We start from the raw sequence: 10,530 nt of genomic DNA on the forward strand, positions 1-10,530 counted from the left end.
GATGACCAGCGTGTTCGCCCGTTACCCCGGCACCGGCCGGGACGAGGCGGTGGGCCCGGACGGTGCGGTGCGGCCCGCCTACCGGGCGGTGGCGCAGGTGCTGGAGGCGCTGGGTGGTGGCGGGATCGCCGCGGTCGCCGGTGCGGTCGACCGGGAACGCCGGCTGCGCGGGGTGGTGGTCGGCGACCACGTGGACGGCCGGCTGCAGGAGCGCCCCCTCCCGCTGTGCCCGGTCCCGCGGGTGCTCACCGCCGCGGACTGGTCGTTCCTGGCCGCCGGGGCCGAGCAGCGCACCCGGGCGCTCAACGCCTTCCTCGCCGACGTCTACCGGCCGGCCGGGCGGCGCCGTGGCGACCCCGACCGACACCCGGAGGTGGTGCGGGCCGGGGTGGTGCCCGCCGCGCTGGTCAGCGCCAGCCCCGGCCACCGCCCCTCCGCCGTCGGTCTCGCCGGGCCCGGGCAGCAGAGGGCCACCGCCGCCGGGCTGGGGGTGCTGCGCGGCCCGGACGGGTGGCTGGCGCTCAGCGACGACCTGTGCGCCCCGGCCGGCCTGGGCCACGCGCTCAGCAACCGGGAGAGCAGCCGGACGGCGCTGCCCCGGCTGCACGCGGCTGCCGAGGCCGACGGGCTGGTCGACCCGGCGACGGCGGTGCCGCTGCTGCGTGCCGCGCTCGCCGACGCGGCGCCGCGGGAGTGCCCCGGCGACCCGCGGCTCGCCCTGCTCAGTGGTGGTCCGGGCGAGCCCACCTGGTTCGAGCAGCAGCTGCTGGCCGAGGCGCTGGGCGTCCCCGTGGTCACCCCGGGCCAGCTCTGGCCCGCGCCCGACGGCGGGGTCGTCGCGCACGTGGACGGCGACCGGCTGCCGGTGGACGTGCTGTACCGGCACCTCGACGAGGCCGAGCTCGCCGCGCACGTCACCCCAGCGGGCGCTCCGCTGGACGTGCTGCTCGGCGAGGCGGTGCGCGCCGGCCGGCTGACGGTGGCCAACGTGCCGGGCAACGGCGTGGCCGACGACCCGGCGCTGTACCGCTGCGTGCCGGAGATGATCCGCTTCTACCTGGGCGAGGAGCCGGTGCTGGCCACGGTGCGCACCTGGGTGCTAGCCGACGACCGCGACCTCGCCCAGGTGCGCGACCGGCTGCACGAGCTGGTCCTGCGGCCGGTCGACGGGTACGGCGGCCGCGGACTGGTCTCGGGCCCGCTGTGCTCGGCCGCCGAGCTGGCCGAGCTGCAGGCCGAGGTGCTCGCCGCCCCGCACCGCTTCGTCGCCTCCGAACCGGTGGACTGCTCCACCGTGCCCGCGGTGGTCGACGAGGCGCTCGTGCCCCGGCCGGTGGACCTGCGGGTGTTCACCGTGGCCGGCCGCACCACCCGGGCGCTGCCGGCGCCGCTGACCCGGGTGGCGCCGGTGGACGGCGCCCGCCTGGTCGGCTCCGGCCCGGGCAGCGTCACCAAGGACACCTGGCTGCTGGCCTGACGGCCCTCCGGGGCCGGGCCGCTACAGCTGGCCGACGACGTGCTCGATGCTGGCGGTCAGCGCGCTGACGTCGTCCGGGTCGATCGCCGGGAACATGCCGACCCGCAGCTGGTTGCGGCCCAGCTTGCGGTAGGGCTCGACGTCGACGACGCCGTGCGCGCGCAGCACCTTCGCCACCGCCGCGGCGTCGACCGACTCGTCGAAGTCGATCGTGCCGACGACGTAGGAGCGCTGCTCGGGCTCGGTGACGAACGGAGTGGTGTAGGAGGTCTTCTCCGCCCACTCGTACAGCCGGCGGGAGGACTCCTGGCTGCGCGCCACCGCCCCCGACAGGCCGCCGAGGCCGAGCATCCAGTCGATCTGGTCGGCCAGCAGGAACAGCGTGGCCACGGCCGGGGTGTTGTAGGTCTGGTCCTTGCTGGAGTTGTCGACGGCGATCGACAGGTCGAGGAAGCCGGGGACCCAGCGGCCCGACGCCTTGATCTCGGCCACCCGCTCCAGCGCCGGCGCGGACATCAGCGCCAGCCACAGCCCGCCGTCGCTGGCGAAGGCCTTCTGCGGGGCGAAGTAGTAGACGTCGGTCTGGCTGACGTCGACCGGCAGGCCACCGGCACCGGAGGTGGCGTCGATGAGCACCAGCGCGTCGGGGTCGATGCCGGCCGGGCGGAGCACGGGCGCCATGACACCGGTGGAGGTCTCGTTGTGCGCCCAGGCGTAGACGTCGACCCCGGCCTCGGCGGTGGGCAGCGCGAGCGATCCGGGCGGCGCCTTGGCGATCACCGGGGCGTCCAGGAACGGCGCCTCGGCCACCCCGGAGGCGAACTTGGCGGAGAACTCGCCGTAGCTGCCGTGCGCGCTGCGCTGCCGCACCAGGCCGATGGTGGCGGCGTCCCAGAAGGCCGTCGTCCCGCCGTTGCCCAGCACCACCTGGTAGCCGTCGGGCAGGTCGAACAGCTCGGTCAGGCCCTCCCGCACCCGCTTGACCAGGCCCTTGACCGGTGCCTGGCGGTGCGAGGTGCCCATGACACCGGCGCCGACCGTGGCCAGCGCCTGCAGCGCCTCGGGTCGGACCTTGGACGGGCCGCACCCGAACCGGCCGTCGGCGGGCAGCAGGTCGGTGGGGATGGAGATGCTCATGCTCGTCGTCCTCCGGTCGGCTGTGCGGCCCCGGTGCAGGGGCCCACCACGAGCGTGCGAGTGGTGGGGGGCACCGGGGTCCTTCTTCACGAGGGGGTGGGCTCGTCGAGGGCCGTGGTGGTGATGGTGTCCCAGCCCTCGACGTCCTGCGGCTTGCGGGGGGCGGGGCCGACGTAGCGGGCCGAGGGGCGCACCAGCCGGCCGGTCTGCTTCTGCTCCAGGACGTGCGCGCACCAGCCGGCGGTGCGCGCGCAGCTGAACATCGAGGTGAACATGTGGCTGGGCACCTCGGCGAAGTCGAGCACCACCGCGGCCCAGAACTCGACGTTGGTCTCGATCGGCCGGTCCGGGCGCCGCTCGCGCAGCTCCGTGAGCGCGGCCTGCTCCAGGGCGAGGGCGGCCTCGAAGCGCGGGGCGCCGAGCTCCTCGGCGGCGCGGCGGAGCACCCGGGCGCGCGGGTCCTCGGCGCGGTAGACCCGGTGGCCGAAGCCCATCAGCCGCTCACCGGAGTCGAGCAGGCCCTTGACGTAGGTCTCGGCGTCGCCGGCCCGCTCGACGCCGTCGAGCATGTGCAGCACCCGGGAGGGAGCGCCGCCGTGCAGCGGACCGGACATCGCCCCGATCGCGCCGGAGAGCGCGGCGGCGACGTCGGCACCGGTGGAGGCGATCACCCGGGCGGTGAAGGTCGAGGCGTTCATGCCGTGCTCGGCCGCCGACGTCCAGTAGGCGTCGACCGCGGCGACGTGCCGCGGGTCGGGCTCGCCGCGCCAGCGCACCATGAAGCGCTCGACGATGGTCGAGGCCTCGTCGACCCGCTTCTGCGGCACGGCCGGGACGCCGATGCCGCGGGCGGACTGCGCGACGTAGGACAGCGCCATGACCGCGGCGCGGGCCAGCTCGTCGCGGGCCTCCGCGTCGGAGATGTCCAGCAGCGGCCGGTAGCCCCAGATGGGGGTGAGCATGGCCAGCGCGGCCTGCACGTCGACCCGCACGTCGCCGGTGTGCACCGGGATGGGGAAGGGCTCGGCCGGCGGCAGCCCGGGCCCGAACTGGCCGTCGACCAGCAGTGCCCAGACGTTGCCGAAGGTGACCGTGCCGACCAGGTCCTCGATGTCGACGCCGCGGTAGCGCAGCGCGCCGCCGTCCTTGTCCGGCTCCGCGATGGTGGTCTCGAAGGCGACGACGCCCTCCAGACCCGGTACGAAGTCGTCGGCCATCTCGCATGCCCCTCTGCGCGCGGGTGGTGACGGACGCCGGTCAGCGCACGACGAGCCACAACTTAGGGGGTGGCGGGCCCCGGGGGAGCACCCGGGCGGGCGGTCACCCGGCGGTGCACCGCGCAACGGTGACAGCATGGACGTGTGCCCGACCTGATCCGCATGCGCAGGGACTACGACGACAGCGGCTTCGGGGAGGACGGCCTCGCCCCCACCTGGGTCGAGCAGTTCGACCGCTGGTTCGCCGACGCCGTCGCCGCCGAGCTGCCCGAGCCCAACGCCATGGTGGTGGCCACGGCGGACGCCGACGGCGCCCCCGACGCCCGGGTGGTGCTGATGAAGGGCTACGACGCCGACGGCTTCGTCTTCGGCACCAACTACGCCTCGGCCAAGGGGGCCCAGCTGGCGGTGAACCCGCGCGCGGCGCTGGTGTTCCCGTGGCACGCCCAGCAGCGGCAGGTCCGGGTCACCGGCAGCGTCGAGCGGGTCGGGCCGACCGCCTCCGACCTGCTCTGGGACCCGCGGCCGCGCGGGTCGCAGCTGGCCGCGGCCGCCTCGATCCAGTCCACGGTGGTGGAGTCCCGGCAGCTGCTGCGCACCCGGGTGGCCGAGCTGGACGAGCAGACCCCCGCCGGGCAGCTGCCGCGACCGGAGAACTGGGGCGGCTACCGGGTCGTGCCCGAGCGGGTGGAGTTCTGGCAGGGCGGCCATGACCGCCTGCACGACCGGCTGGTGTTCGTGCGCGATGACGAGGAAGGCGGCGGCTGGGTCGTGCAGCGACTCGCCCCATGACGGAGGGTGGAGGACCCCGCCGCCCACCACACCTCGCGAGCTCGGCGCAGGACCCTGCGCCGGGGCCTGGTCCCCACGGCTCGCGGGCTCGCCGCGGGCTCCTGCGACGGGGCCGTTCCAGCACCTCACCAACGCCGACGCCGGTCGACCCGGTCGAGGGCGGGCTGGGCGTCGAGCAGCCGCAGCCGGTGACCCGCCGCCGCGGCTGGGCGCTGGACACCACGCCGCTGCGCAACCGCGCCTTCCGCCGCATCTTCGGCGGCGTCGCGGTGACGATGCTCGGCCAGCAGATGACGCTGGTCGCCGTCCCGTACCAGGTCTTCCAGCTGACCGGCTCGTCGCTGATGGTCGGGCTGACCTCGCTGGTCTCCCTGGTGCCGCTGGTCGTCTTCGGGCTGCTGGGCGGGGCGATCGCCGATGCGATGGACCGCCGTCGGCTGATGCTGATCAGCTCGGTCGGCGCCGCCGTGACCAGCGCACTGCTCGCGGTGCAGGCGCTGCTGCCCGGCGACGGGCACCTGTCGGTGCTGTGGGTGCTCGCCGCGGCCGTCTCGGCCTTCGCTGCGGTGAACCAGCCGGCCCGCAGCGCGGTGATCCCGGCGATCGTCGGCACCGACGCCGTCGCGGCGGCGAACGCGCTGGCCTCGACGGTGCGCCAGGCCGGGGTGATCGTCGGGCCGTTGCTGGCCGGGCTGCTGATCGGCCTGGGCGACCTGTCGGTCCTCTACACCGTCGACGCCATCGGGTTCGTCGCCGCGGTGCTGCTGCTGCGCGGGCTGCCGTCGCTGCCGCCCGAGGGGGTCTCCGGGCCGGTGCGGCTGCGGTCGGCCGTGCGCGGGGTGGGGGAGGGCTTCACCTTCCTGCGCACCCAGCCGCTGCTGCTGATGACCTTCGTCGTCGACGTCATCGCGATGCTGTTCGCCTGGCCGCAGGCGGTCTTCCCCGAGCTGTCGCAGACCACCTACGCCGGCACCGCCAACAGCCTGGGCTGGCTGTTCGCCGGGGTGTCGATCGGCTCGCTGGTGATGGGGCTGACCTCGGGCTGGGTGACCCGGGTCGACCGGCAGGGCGCGGTGGTGCTGGGCGCCATCGCCGTGTGGGGGGTGGCCATCATCGGGTTCGGGCTGGCCTCCAGCCTGTGGCTGGCGGTCTTCTGCCTGGCCGTCGCCGGGGCCGGGGACATGGTCAGCTCGGTGCTGCGCTCGGCGATGCTGCAGACCGCGGCGCCGGACGAGATGCGCGGCCGGATGCAGGGCGTGTTCATCGTGGTCGTCGCCGGTGGCCCGCGGCTGGGCGACGTGCGGGCCGGCCTGCTGGCCAGCAGCGTCGGGGTGAGCGCGGCGATGGTCTCCGGCGGCGTCGTCATCGTGGTGGCGATGGTGGTGGTGGCGGTCGCCGTCCCGTCGTTCTGGCTGTACCGGGCGTCGCAGGCCGACGAGGTGGCCCGGGAGGCCCGCCGCCGGCTCGCTGCCGAGTGACCTCCGCCGTCGGTCACGAGCTGCTGGCTCGCGGCGGCCGAGGCAGCACGTCGTGACCGACGGGTGTGGCGGGCCTGGAACGGGTAGGCGCGTCGGATGGCGCTCCCGCGGGTCCTCGTCCTCGTCCTCGCCGGCGGCAAGGGCAGCCGGCTCGAACTGCTGACCGAGACCCGGGCCAAGCCCGCCGTCCCGTTCGCCGGGGTGTACCGGCTCATCGACTTCCCGCTGTCGAACTGCGAGCACTCGCAGATCCCCGACGTGTGGGTGTCCGAGCAGTACCAGCCGCAGTCGGTGAACGAGCACCTGGCCAACGGCCGACCGTGGGACCTCGACCGCACCACCGGCGGGCTGATGATGCTGCCGCCGTTCCAGGGCAGCGAGCGGGGCGGCTTCACCGAGGGCACCGCCGACGGGCTGTGGCGGCAGTCCGAGCTGATCCGGCAGTTCGCGGCCGACGCCCTCGTGGTGGTCAGCTCCGACGCGGTCTACAAGCTCGACTACCGGGACGTGGTCGACGCCCACCTGGGCTCCGGTGCGGAGGTCACGATGGTGACCACCGAGGTCGAGCCGGACGACGCCAGCCGCTACGGCATCGTCCGGACGGCGGACGACGGGGAGGTCACCGACTACGCCTACAAGCCCGACGAGCCGGCGACGACGACCGCCACCAACGAGGTGTTCGTCTTCTCGCCGACCGAGACCCTCGACCGGCTCGAGGCGATCGGCGACCAGGTCGGCGACGACGGCCTGGAGGACCTGGGCACCCACCTGCTCCCGGCGCAGACCCGGGACGGCGTGGCCCGGGCGTACCCGCTGAACGGCTACTGGCGCGACGTCGGCACGGTGGAGTCCTACTGGGAGGCGCACCGGGACTTCCGCTGCGAGGAGCCGCCGATCGACCTGGACGAGGAGGGCTGGCCGATCCACACCCGCGGCGGCCGGCACAGCGCCGCCCGGCTGCTGCGCGGCGCGGTGGTCGAGGACAGCCTGGTCTCCGGGGGCACCCGGGTGGCCGGGGAGGTGCGCGGCTCGGTGCTCTCGCCGGGGGTGGTCGTCGAGCCCGGGGCGACCGTCGTCGACTCGGTGCTGCTGCCCGGCGTCCGGGTGCGCGCCGGGGCCACCGTCACCCGCACCGTCCTGGACGACGGCGTGGTGGTCGGGGAGCGGGCCACCGTCGGTGGCGACGGCGAGGTCACCCTGGTCGGACGGCGGGCCGAGCTCGCCGCCGGCACCGAGCTGGCGGCCGGCGCCCGCTTCCCGGAACCCCGGGAGGACTGACCCGGGAGGGCCGGAGTCGCGACGTCGGCCCTCCCGGGTCAGGCGAGGACGTGGGCGACGACCCGGAGGTCGGCGACCAGGGCGTCGTAGGCGGCGGCGCGGGCGTCGTCCGGCGTCCGCAGCACGGCGGAGGGGTGCGCGGTCGCCAGCACCCAGGTCTGGTGCGGGGCGTCCTCGTCCTGGTCGGCCTCGGGCAGCCCCGCCTCGGCGGCCCGCACGCCCGGCGGCGTCCACGGCATCAGCTGGCCGCGCTCCCGGGTGATCCGGAACGACGGCGCGATGAGCGCCTTGGCGGCCACGGCCCCCAGGCAGACCACCACCTCCGGCTGGAGGACGGCGAACTCCGCCTCCAGCCACGGCCGGCAGGCCTGCAGGTGCTCGGCGCCCGGTGACTGGTGGATCCGCCGCTTGGGCGTGGGCGTGAACCGGAAGTGCTTGACCGAGTTGGTCACGTAGGCGTCGCCGCGGTCGATCCCGGCGTCGGTGAGGGCCTTGTCCAGCAGCCGGCCGGCCGGGCCGACGAACGGCTCGCCCTTCCGGTCCTCCTGGTCGCCGGGCTGCTCGCCGACGAACACCACCCGCGCCGTCTCCGGCCCCTCGCCGAACACCGTCTGGGTCGCCGGCTCCCACAGCTCGCAGGCCCGGCAGCCGGCCGCGGCCTCGCGCAGCCCGGCCAGGCCGACACCGCTGGGCACCTGCGCCGGGTGGTCCTCGCTGCTCATGCCCTGATCCCACCCGAGGGAGGGCGCATCCGCAGCACGAGCGGGGGACACACCGCACCGTTCACTTGACGAGTTGGAAAGTCATCGGACAGTCTCGCCCCGGGACAACCTCACGAGACAGCACGCACACACCGAACCCCCGGAGGGGCAGTGCTCGAGTTCGACGGCCTGGTCAAGGCCTACGGCGACAACCAGGTGCTGAAGGGGGTGAGCTTCTCCGTCGCCCCGGGCCAGATGTTCGGCTTCTGCGGCTCCAACGGCGCGGGGAAGACCACCACCATGCGCATCGCGATGGGCCTGGCCCGGGCCGACGCCGGGGAGGTGCGCTGGACGGGGCGGTCGGTCGACGAGGCCGTCCGCCGCCGGATCGGCTACATGCCCGAGGAGCGTGGCCTCTACCCGAAGATGAAGGTCGGCGAGCAGCTGACCTACTTCGCCCGGCTGCACGGCATGGACGCCGGCCCCGCTGCCCGCGCCGCCGAGACCTGGGCCGAGCGGCTGGGCCTGGGCGAGCGCCGGGGCGACCGGGTCGAGAAGCTGTCGCTGGGCAACCAGCAGCGCGTGCAGCTGGCCGCCGCGCTGGTCAGCGAGCCCGACGTGCTGATCCTGGACGAGCCCTTCTCCGGCCTCGACCCGGTGGGCGTCGACTCCCTGGCCGAGGCGCTGCTGGAGCAGGCCCGCCGCGGCGTCCCGGTCGTCTTCTCAAGCCACCAGCTCGACCTGGTGGAGCGGCTGTGCGACGCCGTGGGCATCCTCGCCCGCGGCTCGATCGTGGCCAGCGGCACCGTCGCCGAGCTGCGGGCCACCACCGCGGGCCGGCAGCTGCGGGTGGTCGCCCCCGACGCGCCGGTCGGCTGGGCGGGGGCCGTACCGGGCGTCCGGGTGGTCTCCGAGCAGCGTGGTGACACCGTGCTGGAGCTCGGACCCGGCACCGACGACCAGCAGGTGCTCGCCGCGGCCCTGGCCACCGGCCGGGTCAGCCACTTCGCCTGGCGCGAGCCCACCCTCGTCGAGCTCTTCCGCGACGCCGTCTCGACCCCCCAGGAGGTGGCGGCGTGACCGCGACCGCAGACCGCGGCGTCCGCACCCCGGCGCCGGCGCACTCCGACGTGAAGCCGCACAGCCCCGGCCAGCTGGTCCGGCTCGTGGCCGGCCGGGAGATCTCCACCCGGATCCGCGACAAGGGCTTCCTGGTCGGCTCCGCCGTCCTGATCCTGCTCATCGTGGGCATGCTGGTCTTCCAGGTGGTCATCAACAGCGGCGAGGACACCACCCGGCTCGGGGTCGTCGGCGGTGACGCCACCGTCACCGAGGCGCTGCAGCGCCAGGGCGAGGCGCTGGGCACCGACGTGGAGGTCGTCGAGTTCGACGACGAGGCCGCCGCCCGCACCGCCGTCGAGGACGGCGACGTGGAGGGCGCGCTGCTCAGCCCGTCCGGTGTCCAGCCGGAGCTGCTCGTGGAGAGCGAGGGCGGTCAGGTCGAGACCCTCGTGCAGGGCGCGGTGCAGGGGCTGTCGCTGGACCAGCAGCTGGCCGACGCCGGCGTCACGCTCGAGGCGCCGCCAGAGGTCGACGTGGTGGCGCTGGACGCCGACGACGAGACGGACTTCGAGGCCATCATCGTCGCGCTCGTGGGCGTCGCCGTGCTGTACAGCCTGCTGCTGCTGTTCGGGCAGTTCGTCGCCCAGGGCGTGGTCGAGGAGAAGTCGAGCCGGGTCGTGGAGCTGCTGCTGGCCACCATGCGCCCGTGGCAGCTGCTCGCCGGCAAGATCATCGGTCTGGGTGTGCTGGCGCTGGGGCAGATGCTGGTCATCGCCGTCATCGGGGTGGCGGGGGCACTGGCCTTCGACCTGGTCGCACTGCCCGGCGACCTGATCGGCACGGTGCTCACCGTGCTGGCCTGGTTCGTGCTGGGCTACGCCTTCTACGCGTCGCTGTTCGCCGCCGCCGCGTCCCTGGTCAGCCGGCAGGAGGACCTGGGCAGCGTGATCACCCCGGCCAGCCTGCTGCCGATCGTCGGGATCGTCGTCGCCATCCAGGCCGCGCAGGACCCGACCAGCACGCTGGCCGTGATCGCCTCCTACGTCCCCGGGGTGTCGCCGATGGTCATGCCGCTGCGCCAGGCCGCCGGTGCCGCCGCGTGGTGGGAGGTCGTCCTCTCCGTCGGCCTCATGGTGCTCACGATCGCCGTCATCGTGCGGATCGGCGGGCGGGTCTACGCCGGGGCGCTGCTGCGCACCGGTGGCCGGGTCAAGCTGCGCGAGGCCCTGGCCTCCGAGAAGGCCTGACGCGGCGCGGCGTCTGATCAGGTCACCCGGTGTCAGGGGGTCGTCGCATCACCCCAGCTGAGGGGTGCTGTCGATGGTGGCGACGCGGGCGAACATGCGGGTGTTCTGGGCGGGAATTGCTGAGGGGCTGCCGACGGCGGC

General features: G+C 74.8%; 9 protein-coding genes. 6 read left to right on the plus strand and 3 right to left on the minus strand.

Annotated features, from left to right (window positions below; translation table 11 throughout):
• Position 1: 1 nt before the first annotated feature.
• Positions 2-1,477, plus strand: coding sequence for a circularly permuted type 2 ATP-grasp protein (locus ACJTNH_RS09090; protein ID WP_458174782.1), 1,476 nt, complete (start codon positions 2-4; stop codon positions 1,475-1,477).
• Between the two features lie 21 nt (positions 1,478-1,498).
• On the opposite strand, the gene serC is transcribed toward ACJTNH_RS09090, so the two are convergent.
• Entirely contained in the window at positions 1,499-2,614 is a 1,116-nt protein-coding gene (serC, locus tag ACJTNH_RS09095) for a phosphoserine transaminase (protein WP_458174784.1), read from the minus strand.
• Between the two features lie 86 nt (positions 2,615-2,700).
• On the minus strand, positions 2,701-3,831 hold the full coding sequence (locus ACJTNH_RS09100) for a citrate synthase 2 (protein WP_458174786.1): 1,131 nt from the start codon (positions 3,829-3,831) through the stop codon (positions 2,701-2,703).
• A gap of 144 nt (positions 3,832-3,975) precedes the next feature.
• On the opposite strand from ACJTNH_RS09100, the gene pdxH reads away from it, so the two are divergent.
• The 3 genes from pdxH (at position 3,976) to ACJTNH_RS09115 (ending at position 7,379) form a co-directional block, all read left to right on the plus strand.
• Positions 3,976-4,623 carry a pyridoxamine 5'-phosphate oxidase gene (gene pdxH / locus ACJTNH_RS09105; RefSeq protein ID WP_458174788.1) on the plus strand — a complete coding sequence of 216 codons (648 nt, stop codon included), beginning with the start codon at positions 3,976-3,978 and terminating at the stop codon, positions 4,621-4,623.
• Positions 4,624-4,811: 188 nt separating this feature from the next.
• Positions 4,812-6,101 carry an MFS transporter gene (locus tag ACJTNH_RS09110; RefSeq protein WP_458174790.1) on the plus strand — a complete coding sequence of 430 codons (1,290 nt, stop codon included), beginning with the start codon at positions 4,812-4,814 and terminating at the stop codon, positions 6,099-6,101.
• Positions 6,102-6,197: 96 nt separating this feature from the next.
• Positions 6,198-7,379, plus strand: a complete 1,182-nt coding sequence (locus tag ACJTNH_RS09115; protein ID WP_458174792.1) for a glucose-1-phosphate adenylyltransferase family protein — start codon at positions 6,198-6,200, stop codon at positions 7,377-7,379.
• A gap of 38 nt (positions 7,380-7,417) precedes the next feature.
• Here ACJTNH_RS09115 and ACJTNH_RS09120 read toward each other — a convergent pair whose 3' ends face one another.
• A complete protein-coding gene (locus ACJTNH_RS09120) occupies positions 7,418-8,101 on the minus strand; it encodes a UdgX family uracil-DNA binding protein (protein ID WP_458174794.1) in 684 nt (227 codons plus the stop codon).
• A gap of 150 nt (positions 8,102-8,251) precedes the next feature.
• On the opposite strand from ACJTNH_RS09120, the gene ACJTNH_RS09125 reads away from it, so the two are divergent.
• Together ACJTNH_RS09125 and ACJTNH_RS09130 are read left to right on the plus strand one after the other, a co-directional pair.
• On the plus strand, positions 8,252-9,160 hold the full coding sequence (locus ACJTNH_RS09125) for an ABC transporter ATP-binding protein (RefSeq protein WP_458174796.1): 909 nt from the start codon (positions 8,252-8,254) through the stop codon (positions 9,158-9,160).
• Positions 9,157-10,389 (plus strand): ABC transporter permease, encoded by a 1,233-nt coding sequence (locus ACJTNH_RS09130; protein WP_458174798.1) that lies wholly within the window; start codon positions 9,157-9,159, stop codon positions 10,387-10,389. Before ACJTNH_RS09125 ends, ACJTNH_RS09130 begins: the two co-directional genes overlap by 4 nt.
• Positions 10,390-10,530: the final 141 nt, after the last annotated feature.

This window comes from Modestobacter lacusdianchii (assembly GCF_054177765.1).